The 20,171-nt window shown below is 47.1% G+C and carries 29 protein-coding genes and 2 tRNA genes; 27 read left to right on the top strand and 4 right to left on the bottom strand.

Translation table 11 applies throughout. The features are described from left to right. Positions 1 to 4: 4 nt before the first annotated feature. Complete coding sequence (locus KSK55_RS08165; RefSeq protein ID WP_218606555.1) at positions 5 to 1,294, top strand: coiled-coil domain-containing protein; 1,290 nt, start codon at positions 5 to 7, stop codon at positions 1,292 to 1,294. Further along, the gene (locus KSK55_RS08160) at positions 1,291 to 1,551 is read left to right on the top strand and encodes a hypothetical protein (RefSeq protein WP_218606554.1); all 261 of its coding nucleotides are present in this window, start codon (positions 1,291 to 1,293) and stop codon (positions 1,549 to 1,551) included. The genes KSK55_RS08165 and KSK55_RS08160 overlap by 4 nt, the downstream gene beginning before the upstream one ends. On the opposite strand, the gene KSK55_RS08155 is transcribed toward KSK55_RS08160, so the two are convergent. After that, complete coding sequence (locus KSK55_RS08155; RefSeq protein ID WP_218608904.1) at positions 1,541 to 2,980, bottom strand: cobyric acid synthase; 1,440 nt, start codon at positions 2,978 to 2,980, stop codon at positions 1,541 to 1,543. The two genes, KSK55_RS08160 and KSK55_RS08155, sit on opposite strands and share 11 nt — an antisense overlap. A 131-nt stretch (positions 2,981 to 3,111) precedes the next feature. Here KSK55_RS08155 and yciH point away from each other — a divergent pair, with 131 nt between their 5' ends. Continuing rightward, complete coding sequence (yciH, locus tag KSK55_RS08150; protein WP_214420194.1) at positions 3,112 to 3,417, top strand: stress response translation initiation inhibitor YciH; 306 nt, start codon at positions 3,112 to 3,114, stop codon at positions 3,415 to 3,417. 13 nt (positions 3,418 to 3,430) lie between these two features. On the opposite strand, the gene KSK55_RS08145 is transcribed toward yciH, so the two are convergent. The 3 genes from KSK55_RS08145 to KSK55_RS08135 are packed head-to-tail and all read right to left on the bottom strand — an operon-like array spanning position 3,431 to position 4,806. After that, the gene (locus KSK55_RS08145; RefSeq protein ID WP_218606553.1) at positions 3,431 to 3,805 is read right to left on the bottom strand and encodes a Zn-ribbon domain-containing protein; all 375 of its coding nucleotides are present in this window, start codon (positions 3,803 to 3,805) and stop codon (positions 3,431 to 3,433) included. A 3-nt stretch (positions 3,806 to 3,808) separates the two neighbouring features. Beyond that, on the bottom strand, positions 3,809 to 4,174 hold the full coding sequence (locus tag KSK55_RS08140; RefSeq protein WP_214421287.1) for a DUF2073 domain-containing protein: 366 nt from the start codon (positions 4,172 to 4,174) through the stop codon (positions 3,809 to 3,811). A 2-nt stretch (positions 4,175 to 4,176) separates the two neighbouring features. After that, entirely contained in the window at positions 4,177 to 4,806 is a 630-nt protein-coding gene (locus KSK55_RS08135; protein WP_214420196.1) for an Era-like GTP-binding protein, read from the bottom strand. A 212-nt stretch (positions 4,807 to 5,018) separates the two neighbouring features. On the opposite strand from KSK55_RS08135, the gene KSK55_RS08130 reads away from it, so the two are divergent. The 24 genes from KSK55_RS08130 (at position 5,019) to KSK55_RS08015 (ending at position 20,171) form a co-directional block, all read left to right on the top strand. After that, entirely contained in the window at positions 5,019 to 5,585 is a 567-nt protein-coding gene (locus KSK55_RS08130; protein WP_214420197.1) for a CBS domain-containing protein, read from the top strand. Then, a complete protein-coding gene (locus tag KSK55_RS08125) occupies positions 5,572 to 5,733 on the top strand; it encodes a hypothetical protein (protein ID WP_214420198.1) in 162 nt (53 codons plus the stop codon). The genes KSK55_RS08130 and KSK55_RS08125 overlap by 14 nt, the downstream gene beginning before the upstream one ends. Positions 5,734 to 5,830: 97 nt before the next feature. Continuing rightward, entirely contained in the window at positions 5,831 to 6,706 is an 876-nt protein-coding gene (locus KSK55_RS08120) for a CBS domain-containing protein (RefSeq protein WP_218606552.1), read from the top strand. Positions 6,707 to 6,709: 3 nt separating this feature from the next. After that, on the top strand, positions 6,710 to 7,468 hold the full coding sequence (locus KSK55_RS08115; RefSeq protein ID WP_218606551.1) for a CBS domain-containing protein: 759 nt from the start codon (positions 6,710 to 6,712) through the stop codon (positions 7,466 to 7,468). After that, the gene (locus KSK55_RS08110) at positions 7,465 to 8,244 is read left to right on the top strand and encodes a CBS domain-containing protein (RefSeq protein WP_214420201.1); all 780 of its coding nucleotides are present in this window, start codon (positions 7,465 to 7,467) and stop codon (positions 8,242 to 8,244) included. The genes KSK55_RS08115 and KSK55_RS08110 overlap by 4 nt, the downstream gene beginning before the upstream one ends. A 44-nt stretch (positions 8,245 to 8,288) precedes the next feature. After that, positions 8,289 to 9,257: a deoxyhypusine synthase gene (locus tag KSK55_RS08105; protein WP_218606550.1), complete on the top strand. Its 969-nt coding sequence runs from the start codon at positions 8,289 to 8,291 to the stop codon at positions 9,255 to 9,257. A gap of 122 nt (positions 9,258 to 9,379) precedes the next feature. Next, positions 9,380 to 9,463 (top strand) — tRNA-Ser (locus tag KSK55_RS08100). A 36-nt stretch (positions 9,464 to 9,499) separates the two neighbouring features. After that, positions 9,500 to 9,955, top strand: coding sequence for a 30S ribosomal protein S13 (locus tag KSK55_RS08095; protein WP_214420203.1), 456 nt, complete (start codon positions 9,500 to 9,502; stop codon positions 9,953 to 9,955). A 12-nt stretch (positions 9,956 to 9,967) separates the two neighbouring features. Continuing rightward, a complete protein-coding gene (locus tag KSK55_RS08090) occupies positions 9,968 to 10,513 on the top strand; it encodes a 30S ribosomal protein S4 (RefSeq protein ID WP_218606549.1) in 546 nt (181 codons plus the stop codon). A 2-nt stretch (positions 10,514 to 10,515) separates the two neighbouring features. Beyond that, positions 10,516 to 10,911, top strand: a complete 396-nt coding sequence (locus KSK55_RS08085) for a 30S ribosomal protein S11 (protein ID WP_011449845.1) — start codon at positions 10,516 to 10,518, stop codon at positions 10,909 to 10,911. Then, the gene (locus KSK55_RS08080) at positions 10,911 to 11,729 is read left to right on the top strand and encodes a DNA-directed RNA polymerase subunit D (protein ID WP_214420205.1); all 819 of its coding nucleotides are present in this window, start codon (positions 10,911 to 10,913) and stop codon (positions 11,727 to 11,729) included. The genes KSK55_RS08085 and KSK55_RS08080 overlap by 1 nt, the downstream gene beginning before the upstream one ends. Positions 11,730 to 11,735: 6 nt before the next feature. Continuing rightward, the gene (locus tag KSK55_RS08075) at positions 11,736 to 12,101 is read left to right on the top strand and encodes a 50S ribosomal protein L18e (protein WP_214420206.1); all 366 of its coding nucleotides are present in this window, start codon (positions 11,736 to 11,738) and stop codon (positions 12,099 to 12,101) included. 8 nt (positions 12,102 to 12,109) lie between these two features. Continuing rightward, positions 12,110 to 12,532, top strand: coding sequence for a 50S ribosomal protein L13 (locus KSK55_RS08070; protein ID WP_214420207.1), 423 nt, complete (start codon positions 12,110 to 12,112; stop codon positions 12,530 to 12,532). Positions 12,533 to 12,543: 11 nt separating this feature from the next. Then, the gene (locus tag KSK55_RS08065) at positions 12,544 to 12,945 is read left to right on the top strand and encodes a 30S ribosomal protein S9 (RefSeq protein WP_214421288.1); all 402 of its coding nucleotides are present in this window, start codon (positions 12,544 to 12,546) and stop codon (positions 12,943 to 12,945) included. 40 nt (positions 12,946 to 12,985) lie between these two features. After that, complete coding sequence (locus KSK55_RS08060; protein ID WP_214420208.1) at positions 12,986 to 13,174, top strand: DNA-directed RNA polymerase subunit N; 189 nt, start codon at positions 12,986 to 12,988, stop codon at positions 13,172 to 13,174. Next, positions 13,175 to 13,249: transfer RNA gene (locus tag KSK55_RS08055), tRNA-Pro, on the top strand. Positions 13,250 to 13,282: 33 nt separating this feature from the next. Next, positions 13,283 to 13,450 carry a DNA-directed RNA polymerase subunit K gene (locus KSK55_RS08050; RefSeq protein ID WP_214420209.1) on the top strand — a complete coding sequence of 56 codons (168 nt, stop codon included), beginning with the start codon at positions 13,283 to 13,285 and terminating at the stop codon, positions 13,448 to 13,450. Positions 13,451 to 13,457: 7 nt separating this feature from the next. Beyond that, complete coding sequence (gene eno / locus KSK55_RS08045; RefSeq protein WP_218606548.1) at positions 13,458 to 14,666, top strand: phosphopyruvate hydratase; 1,209 nt, start codon at positions 13,458 to 13,460, stop codon at positions 14,664 to 14,666. Continuing rightward, complete coding sequence (gene rpsB, locus KSK55_RS08040) at positions 14,653 to 15,261, top strand: 30S ribosomal protein S2 (RefSeq protein ID WP_214420211.1); 609 nt, start codon at positions 14,653 to 14,655, stop codon at positions 15,259 to 15,261. Before eno ends, rpsB begins: the two co-directional genes overlap by 14 nt. Positions 15,262 to 15,326: 65 nt before the next feature. Then, a complete protein-coding gene (amrB, locus tag KSK55_RS08035) occupies positions 15,327 to 16,121 on the top strand; it encodes an AmmeMemoRadiSam system protein B (protein WP_218608832.1) in 795 nt (264 codons plus the stop codon). After that, positions 16,121 to 16,990, top strand: a complete 870-nt coding sequence (gene mvk, locus KSK55_RS08030; RefSeq protein ID WP_214420213.1) for a mevalonate kinase — start codon at positions 16,121 to 16,123, stop codon at positions 16,988 to 16,990. Before amrB ends, mvk begins: the two co-directional genes overlap by 1 nt. Continuing rightward, positions 16,983 to 17,756 carry an isopentenyl phosphate kinase gene (locus tag KSK55_RS08025; RefSeq protein WP_218608831.1) on the top strand — a complete coding sequence of 258 codons (774 nt, stop codon included), beginning with the start codon at positions 16,983 to 16,985 and terminating at the stop codon, positions 17,754 to 17,756. Before mvk ends, KSK55_RS08025 begins: the two co-directional genes overlap by 8 nt. Further along, positions 17,753 to 18,844, top strand: a complete 1,092-nt coding sequence (gene fni, locus KSK55_RS08020) for a type 2 isopentenyl-diphosphate Delta-isomerase (protein ID WP_218608830.1) — start codon at positions 17,753 to 17,755, stop codon at positions 18,842 to 18,844. Before KSK55_RS08025 ends, fni begins: the two co-directional genes overlap by 4 nt. Further along, complete coding sequence (locus tag KSK55_RS08015) at positions 18,834 to 20,171, top strand: RNase J family beta-CASP ribonuclease (RefSeq protein WP_214420216.1); 1,338 nt, start codon at positions 18,834 to 18,836, stop codon at positions 20,169 to 20,171. The genes fni and KSK55_RS08015 overlap by 11 nt, the downstream gene beginning before the upstream one ends.

Here is a 20,171-nt window from a genome sequence, read left to right as displayed (position 1 = left end):
GGTCATGTTTGAATCAATAAAAAAAATATTCAGCAAAACATCAGAAAAAGTATCAAAATCAGCGATATCACTGGAAGAACTCCCTGCCTGGCTTGATGAGAAGGAAGCAGATTGTATCTCCCGCCGGAATGCAGCATCCACGAGTTCACGTGAAAGACTCCTGAAACTTGAACAGGATCTTCACCAGCTTCTGACAGAATTTGGCGATGAGTCATCAGATGAACCCCATCACCACAAAGTGGAGCAGGTCAACCGTCACGCTCTCCCCCAGTTCTGTAAAAAGATAGAATCTGAACTTGAAGGTGATTTCTCAGAGGATGATGAGATCTTTTATCGGGAAGTTGCCGGACTTATCAACGGGTGTTTTAAGGCGTACCGGGGGCCGGGCAAGTACCTGCACCATCTCTACCCAGATGAAGTGAAGGTCTTTAAACAAACCCTGGATCAGATGGGTCACGAAATGAATCGTATGACCGAGGTAATTCGTATTTCACGAGAACGTCTCACGCACATTGCTGAAATGCGTGATCTCCTGCATGAACGGGATGCCCTGATTGAGGAGGATTCGCGGGCAGATGCAGAAGAGAAAAAATATGAAATCCGGTTATCTGAACTCAGAACAGAACTCCAAAAAGCCGAGTCAGAGATGGAGCATCTGGTTGCTTCAGATCTCTATGCCTCATATCTGCATCTTGAAGATGAGACCGAAAAGCTCAGACAGCAGATAGAGAAAGCCAGTGAAACATGGGAGTCCCAGATCCGAATTGCAATCCCGGTATGGAAGAGAGCAGTGAAAGCCTTCCAGGAACAGGCAAAACCAGTAGATGAAAAGAACATGGAGGATCTCATTCAACAGGCCTCGTCACCCCGTCGTGATGACGATGAGATGGCACGACTGGTTTCCTTGACGGCAAAACCTCTCTTCACTCTGTTCGAGTCGGGAACCGTACAGGCAAAGAACTCGTTTGAAAAGAATCTTTTCACATCAGCTGATGAATATGCAAAAAAATTCAGTGAGATATCCACCAGTCTGCACACCCTCTCTGGTGAACTGAACAATAAGAGAAAAGAACTTGAAAAAAATCCAACCCTGGATCAGAAGAATCACATCGCCCAGACCATTGGTGAAGCACAAAAAAGGATAGATGAGATGAACCAGGAAGAGGAGAAGCAAAAAGAGAGACTCTCATCCCTGAATGAAAGAAAAAAAACCATCCTTGAAGATCTGAAAAAGAATTTTTCTGAATTTACCGAAGAGGAGATGGATCTTACGCTCCCAGGTGAAGATACATGAGAACGACACGAACCCTCCCGGTTGAGATGGGAACGGTTGCCTGTCTTCCTACGAAACGTGAAGATATCGAAAAATGCAGGTTTTGTGTTCATTCGGTACGGTTTGGCATCCCTGGAAAAGAGATCCCATCCCCTGCCCGGGCTTTTTGCACCATGAGCCGGGCAACTGAAGAAGTTGACCTCAAAAAAGTCATCAGTGTGGTATGTGATGATGCAGGACTGGAAGGTTTTCGCAGCATCATGAATGTTATCGGCTAAAAAAGGGAAGTATCTCCTCTATCCGGACATGAGCCTCGATGTGATCTGCGAGGGCATCAAAAGGATCCTTGTCCTGTGTTGGTGGTGTCCATGCAAGTCCCTTCCGTTCGCAGAGGAAGGCAACAAATGCTGCAGCGACATCAGGGGATGTGAAAAGACCGTGCATATAGGTTCCAATTAGCAGCCCATCTTCACTGACTACTCCCTCTCCTGAAAATGCTTCTTTGATCTCACCCCTGCAGGTGGTTCCCATATGGATCTCATATCCTGATACTGATGCGATTTTTTCCAGAAATGGTCCGTAACCTGATGATGTGCGTGTCACCTGCACCGTTGTCTTCTCATACCCGGAAAACGTGGTTGTGCAGGGAATAAGACCGAGGCCCTGGTATTCTCCCTCTTTTGACTCAACCCCGGAATCAAGAATCCGTTCGCAGAGCATCTGGTAGCCACCACAGATACCGATAATAGGGATTCCTTGAGCCCTGGCGTTTTTGATCTCATCACCTGTTCCTGACTCAATCACTTCTTTAAGATCTTCAATGGTGTTTTTTGTTCCTGGAAGAATTATGGCGTCAAAACCGGTCAGTGGTGTTCCGGGTTTTACATACCTGACCGACGCATACCGCTCAAGAACCTCATAGTCGGTGAAGTTGGATATCCGGGGCAGGTGGATGACGGCTATCTCAACCGGAGCACTTTTGGCTGTTTTATCCTGCAATGAAAGGGAGTCTTCACTGGGGATATCCACATCTGTCATTGGTACAAGACCTATTGCAGGAACACCGGTAAGGTCCTCAAGGATTCTCATCCCATCTGAGAAAAGTGCAGGATCTCCCCTGAACTTATTGACGATGACTGCTTTAACCAGCGGGCGGATGTCATCCGGAAGGAGTGAGATTGTTCCATATACTTGTGCAAATACCCCTCCCCGTTCAATATCTGCAACCAGAATAATCGGAAAGCGAAGTGCCCTAGCGAGACCGATATTTGCGATATCACGATCAAAAAGATTAACTTCAGCAGCTCCTCCTGCTCCTTCAACAACGAGGGCACCATACCTGCTTTTGAGCGTTTCTGCAGCTTTTAATGCAACGGTTAGGAGGTTATCTGTTACTTTGTAGTAGTCACCGGCATACACATCGTGGTGTGGTTTTCCCAGGAGAACAATTTGTGATGACTGGTCTCCTTTTGGTTTGAGAAGGATGGGATTCATCTCAACACAGGGGGGAATGCATGCCGCAAATGCCTGCATTGCCTGGGCTATTCCGATCTCGCCCCCATCCTCGGTTACCCAGGAGTTCAGGCTCATATTTTGTGATTTAAATGGAGCAACAGATATCCCACGCCTTCGCAGGATACGGCAAAGCCCGGCTACCATTGTGCTCTTCCCGACATGAGAAGCGGTCCCCAGGACCATAACAGACATAGAACTCAGGTATGATGGATGAAGATAATATAGTGCAGCAACCACTTCCATCCACAGATATGAAAAATCCGGAATATGCCGGGATATTTCATGATAAGCATTTAATAGTAAAACATGAGATGGAATAAGTAATGAATGGTGGTATCTGCTCCATATGTGGGCTACCAAAGGAACTCTGTATCTGTGAGGAAGTTGCAAAAGAACAGCAGCGAATAAACGTGAAAGTGAATAAACGTCGGTACGGGAAAGAAGTCACCGTTATTGAAGGGCTTGATCCGACTGACATTGATCTAGAAGATCTTTCAAAGTTTATGAAGAGCAAACTGGCCTGTGGCGGTACGGTGAAAGGCAACTCCATAGAATTACAGGGTAACCACCGTGAAAGGGTTATCAATCTCCTTGGCACAAAGGGATATGCGGTGGATAATATCTCTTAAATTATAAAAGAGGCTATTTTTTCTTTTTTTGCCGAATCATCGAGTGTAAATCAAGGCGGTATGTATCCTCTCTTCCGACCCTGACTACCCGGTCATCTGATTCAGCCAGGCGTGACAGATTCAAATCATACCGACCAGGTTCGATAATTCTGATGCTTTCTATTGAATCCGGATCCTGGTTAATTGAGTCGGGTTTTGTGTCATGAGCTTTTTCCTGAGAGAGATCAGGTTGCGCTGATTCTTGAACTTCAGTGGTGGTCCCCTTTTGTTCCTCCCTTCTCCTACCATTTTCAAATACAAATTTTCCACACCCGCAGACCGGACACCCATCCCTGAGATGACGGGCATCAGGGAACAGGGTTTTACAGCCGGCGCAACGATGGGGCATCGATTACCTACCTGATATCCAGGCGCTGATAAGGCCCCTGTCTTTGCGGATCATCTTGAGTTGATTCGCAGGACCGATGACTGTCAGTCTCCTGCTTTCATCATCTCCTCTGATAAATCTTGAGAACACACTTGTTCCTCTTTGTTTTGAGGGATATGTCTCAATCTCAATACCGGAAAAACCGTCTGGAAGGATCTCCTGCATGGTCATCTCAATAAGGACAGATTGTTCATCGGGTGTCAGGCCGGATTCAAGAATGACTATGGTCCCTTCACGGACATTATCCAGAATAAGCCTGATCTTTTCCATTGAAGCCATCTGGGCAAGCCGTTCTTCAGATATGAGGTCTATTCGTACACCCTGCATGATATTCACCTGAAATGCTGGACCATCTCTTCATAGAGACTTTCTATCTGGGTTCCATCAAGACATGAAACCGGCACAACCGGATGCTGGGGGAATGCACTTCGTATCCGTTGAGGTGCCGCATCAGGAAGATCGATCTTGTTTGCTGCGATAATCACCGGCAGTTTCCTGCTCTCGATGATACCAATCATCATGATATTGACTTGTGCAAAGGGATCGAGGGTTGCATCGATCATATAGATGACCCCATCAATATCCTCTCTAAGCCAGTGCATGGCCTCTGCAACTCCTTCTGTCGCTTCGCGTGCCCGGGTTATCGCATCTTCCCGTTCTATCCCGTATTCTAAAAACTCTTTATAGTCAACCCTGGTGGTAACGCCGGGTGTATCAACAATATCGATAGTAATTGAGCGGCCATTTGAACTGGTTATGGTAATGTTTCCTGTTCTTATTGCTCGTCTGGTCTCATGGGGCACCTCACTGGTTGTTCCAGAAATTGCTCCTGACCAGTCTTCAGCTATCCTGTTTGCAAGAGTTGTTTTTCCCGCATTTGGTGGGCCATAAATACCAATGCGGGCGGTTTTCTTCTGAAAAAGACCTGATAGGATTCGCGAGAGTGTCTGGCTTATACCCATAGTAGTTACGTCCCGGCGCTATTTTTAAAAATCAGGCCAACAAAAGCCTGCCTGTCTACAAGGGTATGATCAGGGAGTATTATTATTGTTGTCATCCCACCTGTCTCGGATCTTAATATTTGATAACCCGGTCACCGGAGCGATGGATTAATACCCGATCCCGATAAGTATCAGAGCAATGCATCTGCCCGGGAAACCGAGAGGTGACAGTAATGAGCTATAACAGTGACACGATCCAGCTCGAGACCAAGGTCCCAGTGCGGGAGATAATGCGAACGAACCCCAAGACTATTGATTATCATGCAACGGTAGCGCATGCTGCACGAAAAATGTGCAGTAAAGATCCATCTGGCAGTTGTATTGTCCTGAAGGATGGCGTTGCTGTGGGGATAGTAACAGAGCAGGACATAAACTGCAAGGTTGTCGCCCGGGATCTCCGCCCGAGTGAAGTTCATGTCAGTGAGATCATGACTTCACCCTTGATCACGATTAGCACAGATAAAACCGTTGAGGATGCTGCACATCTGATGATCCATAACAGGGTCCGGAGATTGCCCATTATCAATGAAAAAGGTGTCGTGATTGGCATAGTCAGTGTCCGGGACATTGTTGCAGTCAGTACCGAGATCAATGAACTAATGGGGGAGCTGGTTGTCATCAACCGTGCTGACGAAATTAGTTCAGGAATGTGCAGTAGATGTGGACAGATGTCAGATGATCTGACGAGTGTTGATGGAACTCTCATCTGTCCGAACTGCATGGAAGATGACCGGTTATAGGGTGCTGCAGCTGACAAAAGCCATCCATGCCGGATGCTTATGTCCGGATTTCCGGATATACACCCGCCGGTTTTTGATAACAGGACGTGTTTCAATAATTGCACACTGTCATCATGAGTTTCGGACGGTGTTCCGTCCGGAGGTATAAATTTTTGAATTTACCCGGACACCTGCTGGTCTGTTTCTTATTTGGATTAGCAGGATGTCCATACATTTTCACCGTCTAACTGAAGGCTGGTATCTCCATGAATTCACATCATGACAACGGTAACAGAACGGTACTTTCGATAGCAACATCGAAGGTGATCTCAGCACCGCCGACAATGCGGATCTTTGGCGCTATTGAGACCCTTACCCAATGGGGATTTCGCAGACTGCCCATTGTTGATCCAGGAACTCACCGGCTGAAAGGTATTATTACTGCACGGGATGTCATCGATTTTCTCGGCGGTGGAGAACTTTTCAACCTCATTAATGTCAAACATGATGGGAATTTCCTCGCAGCAATAAATGAAAGTGTAAGCAAAATAATGAAGACTGATGTCAGGACATTACACCCTGACGCTAGTCTTTCTGAAGCTCTTGAAATCATTTTACGTGACCGCATTGGTGGTATCCCCATTGTTGATGACGAGGGGGTGCTCAATGGTATCATTACCGAACGTGATGTCTTGAAAATCCTGTGTCGTTCACATGCAGCAACTCCGGTTGAAGATGTGATGACCCGTTCACTACTGGTTCAACAACCAGATTGTCCGCTTGCTACGGTTACCAAGGTGATGACTGAGCACCAGTTCAGAAGACTCCCTATTGTAAAAAAAGATATTTTATTTGGGATTATTACCGCGACTGATATTGTCCGGTATATTGGCTCTGGAAAGGTGTTTGAAAAACTCGTCACTGGAGATGTGGCTGAGGTTATGAGTATTCCTGTCAGGGATTTGTTAAGTGGCAATCTGTTCACAACAAATTCAGAAGCGACCGTAACTGATGCAGCCAGGGCGATGATGGCTAAAAAAGTAGGCGCCCTTCCAGTGATTGATCAGAGCCGTCTTGTTGGACTTGTTACAGAATTTGACCTGGTAAGAGCTTTTTCACCCAATGAAATGAGCAGGAGATAAGTGATGCTGGTATCTGATCTGATGTCTACGCCAGTTCATGCTGCTAAACCGAATGACACGGTATCATATGCTCGTAACCAGATGCTTAGACATAAAATATCCAGGATCCTTGTGATTGAAGATGGACGCGCACTTGGGATCATTACAAAGAAGGATATCGGGTTTCGGTTACGGAGAAATAATCCTCAATGGCGGCACCGGCAGATCGATAATGAGCCACTGATCCGGGTGATGAGTACCGATCTTGTACGTTTGTCTCCGGATAGCAGCATTCGGGATGCGCTCCTTCTCCTCCTGGCCCACCAGATTAGTGGTGCTCCGGTTATTGACCAGGGCATGGTGCTGGGAATCCTGACAAGGACTGACATCCTGCGCTCAAAAATTGTAGATAAACTGGATGTTCCGGTTACAGAACTGATGCATGAACCGGTACAGGTTACTCCACAGCATTCCCATGGGCATGTTGTTGATCTGATTAAAAATGGAGCTGAAGCGGTTATTGTTGTTGATGATGGAGGAGCTGTCGGGATAATTACTGACACTGATCTTGCCTTTTATGAAGATCACCCTGATACTGTAGGGTCTGGTACTGCAGCGGGGATTATGCGTTCTTCTATCCTTTCTCTTCCTGAAACAGCGAGAACCAGAGAAGCCGTTGCGGTCATGTTAGAGACCGCCTGCCAGAGTGTGATAATCTCCGGCGAGAATGGCGTAAAAGGAATAATTACCAGAGATGACATAATACGGGAAGTGGTTCAATGACCAATACCATACTTGTACGAGACGTAATGGCAAAACCAGTCACAGTTGCAAAGTCTGCACCAGTGACTGATGCCTTAGATAAGATGCTTGATACCGGACTTGACCCCCTGGTGGTACTTCACCAGGGAGAAGTTGTTGGGACTGTTTCACGTCAGAAGATAGTAGAAAAGCTTGGTGCCAGACACAGCTCTGAAGTTGCACCTACTGCGATTCATGTCTCCAATACGATTGATACTGAATTTACCATTGTATATGAGGATCAGGAACTTGATGTTCTGATTCCGCTTCTTCAGAACCAGGCAAAACTTGCAGTGGTTTATGATGGAGATAACAAAATCGTGGGCCAAGTCTCATACGGAGATTTACTTGCAAAGATGGTTCCAGAAGGGGATCTCTCCTCAGTCACTGATCCACATCATGTAATTGAAGCAGGAGAACGGATGGTACATCTCCGTCGGAAAATGGTTGATGAGAAAATTGCCAGATGCGTTGTCATGGCTGATAACAAGATGGCAGGTCTTGTGTCTGAGACAGATGTTGCTATCGCTCTCACCAAGTTCCGTGAAGCAGTAGATGACCGGCACCAGGAACATCAGATCCGTAACATTCTGGTAAAAGATATCATGAGTGCTCCGGTAATGAGCGTTGAAAAGAACGTTACTATTCCGGATGTTGTGTCAAAAATGCTTTCAAAGAACATCAGCAGCCTTCCAGTCACAGATAATGGAAAGGTTATTGGAATCGTCACCCGGGAATCCCTTATCCGGGCATTATAACTTTTTTTCGATATTTCAATATACATACAGAGTTAATCCGCTGTATGAATCTTCACCCCATGGAGCCGGTTAAACCGGAAAACCGGGTAGATTTACTCCTGAAGCAGATGAGTATGACCGGCTTTCAGGGTAGAAAGCTTGGAGAATCTGTTGCGGTATGGAGCCAGATGATTGAGGAACCTGGTGTTTCGATTCTAGCCGGCCTGTCTGGTGCGATGATCCCAGCTGGTATGCAGGAATGCCTGATCGCGCTGCTTGAGAACCGTTTCATTGATGTTCTGGTATCAACCGGGGCAAATATCTTTCATGACATCTGTGAACATGTGGGTATTCGGCATTATCTCGGACATCATATGGCCGATGATCAGGAACTCTTCAAACAGGGGATTGACCGGATTTATGATGTGTTTGCATATGAGGATCAGTTTCGGGGTGTTGATGCGAAAATTGCAGAGTTCGCACAGGGACTAGGCGATTTTTCAGGTTCTTCTGCAGATTTTATTAGACAACTTGGGATTTGGCTTACAAAACAATATCCTTTAGGAAAGTCTGTAACTGCCACCGCAGCCCGTCTGAATATCCCCATTTTCATACCTGCCCTGTGCGACTCCTCCATAGGAATCGCTCTTGTGATGGCACGAAGGGATGGTTACCAGATCATGATTGATCAGTTAGCTGATGCAGACCAGCTGACCGGTTATGTAGAACAGGCACATAAAACAGGCGTCATCTATATAGGCGGGGGGGTTCCGAAAAATTTCATTCAACAAACGCAGGTTATTGCGTCCATACATGATCATGTGTGCGGGGGACATGATTATGCGATCCAGTATACAACAGATACACCACATTATGGCGGACTTTCCGGCTGTACATTTGAAGAAGCAGTATCCTGGGGTAAGGAGTCATGTACCTGCAGGAAAGTCCAGTGTTTTTGTGATGCGACGATTGCAATTCCTTTTGTTACATCTGCCCTTCTTGGCGCAGGAATTCATCGTTCGGTTCATCCATGATTGGAGTCAGGTGGGGAGCAGGTATCATAACCCTTATATCTCATTCCCATCCACATTAGTAAGCACAATTCCTGTAGCAGCAGATATTCTGTTGCGAGTGTCGATATGATGCGATTTTGCATGTTGAGGTAGCCAAGCCAGGTATGGCGCAGGGTTGCTAACCCTGTGTCCCTTGGGACTCGGGGGTTCAAATCCCTCCCTCAACGCTGACACGCAGGCAATTCCCTGAAGTGAGGCATTGCATGGCTCAGGATGACCAGGAGATAAACTACTTTGTCAGGGTTCATAATACCGACCTTGACGGGACGAAGCCCGTTCTTATTTCCCTGACCGGTATCAAAGGGGTCGGACGACATACTGCCAAGTTCATTGCTGAAACTGCAGGTGTTGAAAAGAACGTATTGATGGGTAAACTTGATGAAGCATCTGTTGACCGGATCCGTGAAGTTATCAGCAACTATGTTGACCGGATTCCTGTCTGGATGACCAACCGCCCCAAGGACCTCTACACCGGTGCAAAGCGCCATCTGCTTGGAGCAGATGTCTCGATGACCGTTGATGATGATATCAACCTTCTCAAGAAGATTCGTGCATACCGTGGAATCAGACATGAGACAGGTCAGAAAGTCCGTGGTCAGCGTACCAAGTCTACCGGAAGAACCGGCCTTATTGTCGGTGTGAAGAGAAAGAAAGCCTAGGCGGGATGAAACATGGGCTATCCAGGTAAAAACCATAAACAGTACCAGACACCCAAGCGTCCGTTCGAACTCTCCCGTATTGAGGAAGAGACCCGCCTTGTTATTGAGTACGGTCTCAGAAACAAGCGTGAAGTCTGGATCGCCAAGGGAGCTCTCCGGAAATACCGAAAAGCTGCACGTGAAATCATCGCTCTGCAGTCAACCGGTTCAGAACAGGTTCGGGTTGAGCGGAAGAAAGAAGAGCTTATTGGTTCACTGCAGCGCTCCGGAATGCTTGGAGAGAACGCAGACATCGATAATGTGCTTGCATTAAAAGTCGAGCAGCAGCTTGACCGGAGACTTCAGACCCAGGTCTATCGCCGCGGGTTTGCTCGTTCTCCAAAACAGGCACGTCAGTTCATCACGCATGGACACATCGCAATTGGTGGACGTCGTGTTACTATTCCAGGGTACACGGTAAGCGCAAAGGAACAGGAAGAGATTTCATACTCTGGTTCTTCACCTCTGGTCAGTGATATTCACTCAGAACGCCAGCGGATTGCAAAGGTTGGGAGATAATCATGAGTGAAGGGAAGGAAAAATGGGGCGTTGCTCATATCTACGCGTCATTTAACAACACCATTATCACTGTAACGGATCTGACCGGTGCTGAAACGATTACGAAAAGCTCTGGAGGTATGGTCGTAAAGCAAGACCGTAACGAGAGTTCTCCGTATGCAGCAATGCAGATGGCTGGAAACGTGGCACAGGCAGCAAGAGAAAAAGGAATTGTAGGCCTTCATGTAAAGGTCCGTGCTCCAGGACGCGGAAAACAGCGTTCTCCAGGGCCGGGGGCTCAGGCTGCAATTCGGGCACTTGCCCGTGCAGGGATGCGTATCGGACTCATCGAGGATGTGACTCCGGTACCACACGACTCAATCAGGCCAAAAGGCGGGAGAAGGGGTCGTAGAGTCTGATGAAGATCGAATTCAGCAGTCTTGAAGAGAACGCTGCGTCGTTTGTGCTCAGTGATATCTCTATCGCATTTGCCAATGCGCTCCGCAGATCCATGGTCAGTGAAGTTATGGCATTTGCAATTGAAGATGTCAAAATTTATGACAATACCAGTGCACTCTTCGACGAAATTCTGGCTCACCGGCTGGGTTTAATCCCTCTGGTTACTGATCCTGATAGTTATGTTCCACGCAGCCAGTGTTCCTGTAATGGAGCTGGTTGTCCACGATGCACCGTTACTCTTACCATGAGCGTTGAGGGTCCGGGTGTTGTGATGTCTGGTGACCTGATATCACAGGATTCAGTAGTGCGACCGGCAGTAGACAATATTCCTATCGTAAAACTTGAGAAGAACCAGAAGGTTGTGATCGAGGCACAGGCATACATGGAGCGTGGAATGGAACATGCTAAATGGTCCCCTACGACGGTATGCGGATACAAGAACTATCCAATTATCACCCCTGATGAGCGGTGTGATGGATGTGGGCTGTGTGTTGAGGTCTGTCCGAAGGAAATTCTACAGGTAAAGGGTTCTGCTATCGGGGTAAAGGATGGTGCTCTTGAGTCTTGTTCTTTGTGCCGGCTCTGTGAGCAGGCATGTCTGAACAGCGGGATAGGAGATGAACCGGCCATTCATATTGGAATGGATGATCGGAGATTTCTCTTCACCGTAGAGAGTGCCGGAGCATTACCTACAGTCGGAATTATCAAGCAGGGACTGCTGTTTCTGAAAAATCAGTCAGATGAATTACACGATGCTTTGAGTGAAATTAGAGGGTAACGGAGCATGACCAGAAGGAATGATAAGTCCAATCCGCGCCTTGCCGAACTCATCAGACTCCTGAAGCAGACGTCGCGTGAGAACGAAGTAGAGATCTGGGGTGATATCGCATCCAGACTCGAAAAATCGCGGAAAAACTACGCGGAAGTAAATGTCAGCAAAATTAACCGGTATGCACAGGAAGGAGAAACTCTGATTGTGCCGGGTAAAGTGCTTGGGAGTGGAGTTGTAGAGGCAGGTGTGACGGTTGCTGCACTGAGTTTTTCAGATGCCGCAGTAAGTAAGATCACCGGAGCAAAAGGGCAGTGCATCAGTATTGAACAGTTGCTCTCCCAGAACCCGAAAGGGAGCAGGACCAGGATACTGAGGTAGGTGTGATCATGGTAACGGTAATTGACGGTGATGGCCTGCTTATGGGGAGACTTGCCAGTAATGTTGCAAAGCGTGCCCTTGCAGGTGAAGAGATCGCAGTGATCAACGCTGAGAAAGCAGTTGTGTCCGGAAGCCGTGCACGTGTTCTTGGCAACTATAAACAGAAACGCCAACGCGGTTCACGGGAAGGCGGTCCGTTCTTTCCACGAAGACCGGATCATATCCTGAAAAGGACCATTCGTGGTATGATTCCTTACAAGCGCGAGCGGGGAATCGAGGCCATGAAGCGGATCAAGATTTATGTTGGTATACCGGATGAGTTATCCGGACTGCCAAGTGAAACGATTGAGGATGCAAGCAAGAAGCGGCTGGGCAACCCGTCACATGTGACACTCGGTGCAATCAGCACGTTCCTTGGAGCAAAATACTGATCAGGTGACCTCTGATGAGAATAATCAATACCAGTGGAAAGAGAAAAACCGCGGTTGCCCGGGCAACGTTCCGGCCTGGTAAAGGGGTAGTTCGCATTAACTCTCTGTCACTTGATGTGTTCTCCACCGAGCTTGCCAGAATGAAGATATCCGAACCACTTCAGCTACTTCCAGATGTGCTGGAGGGTGTGGATGTCTCCATTAAGGTAGCCGGAGGGGGCGTCATGGGACAGGCAGAAGCGGCACGTACTGCTCTTGCCAGGGGAATTGTCAAGTGGCATAATGATCCCCGTATGAAAGATGTATATCACGTGTATGATCGCAGTCTGCTCGTGAATGACTCACGTCAGAAAGAAGCCAAAAAGCCACATGGTCGTGGGGCACGGAAGAAATTCCAGAAATCATACCGGTGAGCTTTATTAGGATGAACAATAACATTAGTGGAGCAACCAGATGATACCGGTTCGCTGTTTCACCTGCGGAAAGGTAATCTCCACAGCATACGAGGAATATAAACGCCGTCGGGATGCGAGCGAGGATCCAAAAAGGATCCTCGACGATCTCGGAATGGATCGGTATTGTTGCCGGCGTATGTTACTCACGCACAAGGAGATTATTGACGAGCTTAACCCATACCAATGAGGGGTCGTAGGGTAGCCTGGACCATCCTAGGGCGTTCGGGACGCTCTGACCTGAGTTCGAATCTCAGCGACCCCATTCTTGTGCCAACGGATTTTTGAGGAGTTACGCATGCAAACTTATACTCGCTATGAGAAGGCGCGGATTGTCGGCGCCCGGGCACTTCAGATATCTATGGGTGCCCCGATCCTCATTGCTAGTTCAAGTATTGATCCACTTGAGATAGCAATGGAGGAATTCGACCGTGAGGTTATTCCGATAACAGTGAAACGGAGATAGGTATCGGATGACCATCACGCGCGCAATAACTCTGCGAACCATCCTCGATTCCAGAGGAAGAAAGACGGTTGAAGCTGAGGTCAGAACTGAACATGGGTTTGGTAGAGCAGCAGCACCGGGTGGTGCAAGTACGGGCATATACGAAGCGGCTGTTCGTGATCCCGCTCTTGCAATATCTGAAGCCGAAAACCAGGTGCTCCCACATCTGATCGGGATTGATTCATCAGATCAGATCGGTGTAGATGCTCTGCTCCATGAGATAGATGGGACCGACAATTTCTCCAAAATCGGAGCAAACCTTACGGTCTCATTATCACTCGCTATGGCGAAAGCAGCAGCTGATTCGCGAAATATTCCGCTTTGGCAACATCTCGGAGGTATTTTTGTGGATTATGCACCAAGGCCCCTTGGCAATGTCATTGGGGGCGGTGCTCATGCTTCCCATGCTACAGAGTTTCAGGAATTTCTCGTAGTGCCAACCGGCTGCGAAAGTGTGCGTGATGGTATCTTCGCCAATGCGCAGGTACATGCAACAGTGCATGATCTGTTGAAAAAACGTGGAATACATGCAGGAAAAGGGGATGAAGGGGCCTGGGCTCCCCCGATCTCTGATCCTGATGCATTTGGGATACTGACTGAAGCCATCTCTCTTGTTTCAGATGAAACAGGATTTGAAATAAGTCCAGGAATAGATGTGGCAGCAAGTCAGATGTACGATCCTGAGTCAGGGATGTACCGTTATCGGGACGGGACAACCAGATCACCAGAAGAACAGGTTACGTATATTGCTGACCTGATTGACGAGTATGATCTGGTATATGTAGAGGATCCTCTCCATGAAGAAGACTATACCGGTTTTGCTGCCCTGAATCGGGAGGCTGGAAACAGGTGTCTTATCTGTGGAGATGACCTCTTTGTAACCAACACAAAGCGTATCCAGGAAGGGATATCTCATGGGAGTGCGAATTGTGTGCTTATCAAGCCAAATCAGATCGGCACACTGACTGACACCTGTGAAGCTATTCACCTTGCACAGCGTCATGGGCTGGAAACGGTCATGAGTCACCGGTCTGGTGAGACTGAAGACACAACCATCGCTCATCTTGGATGTGCATTTCAGTGCATATTTATAAAAACGGGGGTTGTCGGCGGGGAGCGGACAGCCAAATTAAACGAACTCATGCGGATTGAGGAGAGTATCTATGAACGGAAATGAAATGGAGATTGAACTGAACGAACCACTCGTTTCAGTTGAAGAGTATCTTGCAGCAGGTGTTCACATCGGAACCCAGCAGAAGAGCAGCGACATGAAGAACTTCATCTACCGCGTCCGCGGAGATGGATTATATATTCTGGACATCAGGGAAACCGATGAGCGGATAAAACTTGCCGCAAAATTCCTTTCCCAGTATGATCCGGCAAAGATCTTGGTAGTGACCTCACGTCAGTATGGTCAGTATCCTGCACGCAAGTTTGCAGATTCTATCGGAGCAACCCCGATCATCGGCAGATATATTCCGGGAACCCTGACAAATCCATTACTGCCACGATATGCAGAGCCGGATGTTGTTGTTGTGACTGACCCGGTCAGTGACCTGCAGGTTATCAAGGAAGCAATTCAGGTCAGCATTCCTGTAGTCGCTCTCTGTGATACAAACAATATGACAAGCCTTGTGGATGTAGTAGTCCCAACCAACAATAAAGGGCGCAAGGCACTCTCTATGATATACTTCCTCCTGACCAAGGAGTTCCTCCGACATAAAGGATACAACACTTCCCTGACCCCTGAAGACTTCGAAACCGAGATGTAAATTTCCTGATAAACGTTCAGTTGGAACCGATATCCTGAAACGTACCTGGGTTCAATTCCTCGTCCATGAAGAGCAGGGCTAGTACAGTGGCTGGGATGTTTTATCCTGGTGAACCCGGACGTCTCAGGCAACTTCTGTCTGAACTTTTCCGGAGCTGTGCATTTTCCGGTGATGCAGCGGGGATTGTATCTCCCCATGCCGGATATGTATACTCCGGCAGGACTGCAGCTCAGGCATTTGCTGCTTTCGATGAGCAGTTTGATGGGACATTTCTAGTAATAGGTCCCAGTCATCGGGGTTTTCCTTCCTGTATCTCTCAGATTCCTTGGGAAACTCCACTTGGAATCCTTGAACCTGATACAGATCTGGGAGCATATCTACATCTCCCAATAGATGAACGGGCGATGAGTTATGGATCTGAAAATTCTCTGGAAGTACAGATGCCGTTTATACAATATCGGTTTCCGCGATCCAGAATTCTTCCTCTCATGATGGGTCAACAGACTCTTTCAGAAGTGCATCGGATATCATCAATCATAATCGAAGCTCTGGAAAAATATGAACAACCGGTAAAAATCGTGGCATCAAGTGACTTCTCTCATTATGTCTCTCATGACAAGGCATACCGCGACGATCACTATGCAATAGAGGCACTTGTACGTATGGATGTTCCTGAGTTTTTTTCCAGAATAAAGTCGCATAACATCACAGCCTGTGGATATGGTCCAATAGGATGCATGATTGAAGTGTTAAAGACCCGGGGTAAAAACCGGTGCGACCTGCTCGAATATACCACTTCAGGAGAGACAAGTGGTGATTATGATCAGGTCGTAGGGTATGCGGCTTTGGCGGTGCAATAGTGGCAACCTGGAGTGCACCCGGTAAGGTGTTTTTATTCGGTGAACATGCAGTTCTCTATCAAAAACCCGGGATAGCACTTGCAATAAGACCACGAGTATATGTTACCGTAAGGAGAACAAACCATCCACATCAGGCGAAATCTCCATATATTGATCAATGTTTTCGTGAATTTGGTGTGAAGGGGAGTGTATATATCAATTCACAATTACCAAGTTCATCGGGACTTGGGTCATCAGCTGCAGTCACGGTTGCTACACTTGCAGCGATAAATGATGAGTTTGATATGGGGAGAAGCCGTGAGCAAATAGCTGAAATGGCCTGGAAAATAGAGAAAAAAGTGCAAAAAGGCCGGGCCAGTGCAACAGATACTACTGTTTCAACCTATGGTGGGATGTTTCTCATTAAAGAAGGAACACGAAAGCGGCTTGCTCCTCAAAATTATCATCTTGTAATAGGCAACAGTCAGATTTCACATTCAACTAGTAGGATGGTTGAAAAAGTAGCTGAACTGAAACAAAAACACCCCTCAATCATAAACCCGGTTTTGGATTCTATTGAAGCAATCGTCATGGATGCCATGAAACATCTCGATGAACCGGTTTATCTTGGAAAACTGATGGATATGAATCATAATCTCCTTGAGACATTGGGTGTCGGCCACCCCCAACTCTCGAGATTAGTACTTGCAGCTCGTTCGACCGGTGCTTTTGGGGCAAAAATCACCGGTGCAGGTGGTGGCGGCTGCATGGTAGCTCTTGCTCCGAAAAATATTCGGGCCAGGATAGCAGGAGCCATTGAGGTATTTGATGGCCGGGCAATAATCACCTGTATTGATACAGAAGGGTTGAGAAAGGAGCGGGATGCCTGATCGAATTATTCTAAAACTTGGCGGGAGTGTCATCACCGATAAGGAAAGTGGTGAGGTAGGAGTTATTCGTGAGAACATCCTGCAAGAGGTAGCCAGATCACTCAAAGAATTTGCAGATATTTCTCTTCTTCTTATTCATGGTGCAGGATCATGCGGACATCCGCAAGCTCAGCAGTATAAAATTCAGTATGGCGTCTCAACAGAGAACAGAGAAGGGATATATGAAACCCATATTGCGGTATCAGGATTAAATGAACTTGTCGTTAAAACTCTTCGAAACGAAGGAATTGAAGCGATAAGTGTACATCCACTAGAAGGGATGGTTGCTTCAGAGGGAGAACTAACCGGATATTGCCTGGATCACCTGAACCTTATGATGAGTCTGGGATTGGTTCCTGTCCTCCATGGTGATGTAGTAATGGATACAAAGAAGGGAGCATGTATTATTTCCGGTGATCAACTGGTCAGGGTATTGGCACAACAGCTGGGTATGAAACGCATCGGTCTCGCAACTGATGTTGCCGGTCTGCTTGATGCTGATGGGTCAGTTGTGAGGGAACTGCGCCCTTCAATGGCGCATACCATAAGGATTGGAGGCTCCGGCTCTGTAGATGTTACCGGAGGAATGAAAGGAAAAATTACAGAACTCCTTCGCCTTGCTGATATGGGCATTGAGTCAAATATATTCCATATATCACGACTCAAGGAGTTTTTAAGCGGGGCTGATCATGGAGGAACCCGGATCATGCCGGAGGATGTTGCATGAACAGAAGAGAATTTACCTCCTCCCGCAAGTTAGACCATCTTCGTATATGTCTTGATGAGAACATTGAAACAGGAACGACGGGATTTGAAGAAATCAGACTTGTCCATGAAGCACTCCCCGACAGCGATATGGATAGTCTTTCCCTGAAAACCAGATTTTTAGGGCATGATCTCGGCTCACCCCTGTTTATTTCTGCAATGACCGGAGGACATCCGGAGACAAAGGAAGTCAATGCAGTTTTAGGAGAAATTGCTGGTGAACTTGGTCTTGGTATTGGCGTAGGATCTCAAAGGGCAGCGATTGAAAATCCGGATCTTGCAGATACCTTCTCTATTGTCAGGGAAAAAGCCCCGAATACCTTTATTGTTGGGAATCTGGGCATCGTTCAGTTGCGAGATCATGGGATTGAATGGGCTGAACAGGCAGTTGAGATGATTGATGCTGATGCTCTTGCAATTCACCTCAATTTTTTGCAGGAATCAATACAACCCGAAGGAGATCATGATGCAGGTGGCTGTCAGGCCGCACTTCGTGAACTCTGCGGAGAACTGAAGGTTCCGGTTATTGTGAAGGAAACCGGTTCGGGCATTTCGTATGAAACCGGAATAAGATGTTATGGAGCAGGTGCAGCCTGTATAGATATCGGTGGGTATGGTGGCTCTTCATGGGCTCTCATTGAAAGTCACCGGTCAGGAAGTGTTGCAGGCAGAGAAGATCTGTACCTGAAAGGATTAGGTGAGCGGTTTGGAGAATGGGGCCTTCCTACCGCTGTAAGTTTATATGAAGTTACCAGGTGCGGGGGGCCGGTAATTGCGAGCGGAGGGCTTCGATCCGGAATAGATGTGGCAAAGGCACTGGTAATGGGTGCCGGTCTTACCGGAATGGCACTTCCCCTTTTAAAACCTGCCTTCGAGGGCCCTGATACATTGCGGGAAACAATCCGGATCATCCATCAGGAACTCCGGATAAGTATGTTTCTTACCGGAAAATCCCGAATATCCGAGTTACCACAGGCCCGGTGGTATCTCACCGGTAAGACACGGGAAATGATAGAAAACCTTCAAGGAGGAGAGAGAATTGGACATTGAGATCCTTGCAGTGGGCGGGTATAATGAATTTGGGCGAAATATGACCGCCGTCCGCTGTGGCAAAGAAATAATAATATTTGATATGGGTATCAGGCTTGATTCCCTGATGATGTACCCCGAAATTGAAATGGAAAACTCCCATTCACTGGACTTAATTCAGATGGGTGTTATTCCGGATGACACGGTAATGAACCAGCTCGAAGGGACGGTAAAAGCAGTCATCCTCTCACATGGTCATTTGGATCATATTGGGGCAGTGCCTAAGTTAGTTCATCGCTATAATGCACCCATCATCGGGACTCCCTATACCATAGAGCTAGTAAAGCAACAGATTGAGGGTGAAAAGAAATTTGGAGTCAGTAATAAACTGATTTCAATTAAATATGGACAGCGGTATAATATCTCAAATACATTGTCGATGGAGTTTATCCGGACCCAGCATAGTATAATTGATACAGCAACCGTTGCTCTCTATACTCCGAAAGGAGCAATTATCTATGCCCTTGATTTTAAATTAGACCGAAACCCGGTTTTAGGTGAACCACCGGACTTTGCAAAGTTTAAAAAGATCGGTAAAGAAGGGGTACTCTGTCTGATCACAGAATCGACAAATGTAAACCGGAAAGGCCGATGTCCAAGTGAACAGATAGCGAAAAACATGGTCCGTGATGTGATGACAAGTTATGAGGATGATAAAAATGCAATCATCGTCAGCACATTTGCATCACATATAGCCCGTGTAAAAACGATCGCCGAATGTGCACATGAAATTGGTCGAAAACCATTGCTTCTTGGCCGATCAATGGAACGATTCTGTGTTACTGCAGAGCAGATGAAAATGGTCAGATTCCCGGATACCACTAGTGTCTTTGGCAACCGCCGGGTCGTAGAACGAACTCTGCGTCGACTTATAAAGTCAGGAAAAGAGCAGTATGTTCCCATAGTCACCGGTCATCAGGGCGAACCTGGATCAATTCTCACCAGAATTGCCCAGAATGATACACCCTATAAAATCGAACGCGGTGATAAAGTCATGATCAGTGCCCAGCTGATCCCGAATGATATGAATCGTGCTCAGAGGTACCGGATGTTTACCATGTTGAAATCTCAGGGAGCCCGGTTGTTTGATGAATTACACGTGAGTGGTCATGCTTATTGCGAAGATCATTATGAGTTTGTTCATATGCTCAATCCGCAGTATATAGTATCAGCTCATGGTGGAATTGATCTCACATCGGAATATCTGGGTTTAGCAACTGAGCTTGGGTACACTCTGAACAAGGATTTCTTCCTTATGGCGAATGGTCAGAGACAAAAACTGGCATAA

It is taken from the genome of Methanospirillum hungatei (assembly GCF_019263745.1).
Lineage (GTDB): Archaea > Halobacteriota > Methanomicrobia > Methanomicrobiales > Methanospirillaceae > Methanospirillum > Methanospirillum purgamenti.
Note: the sequence above shows the minus strand (reverse complement) of the source record. Positions and strands in the feature narration are given on the sequence as shown.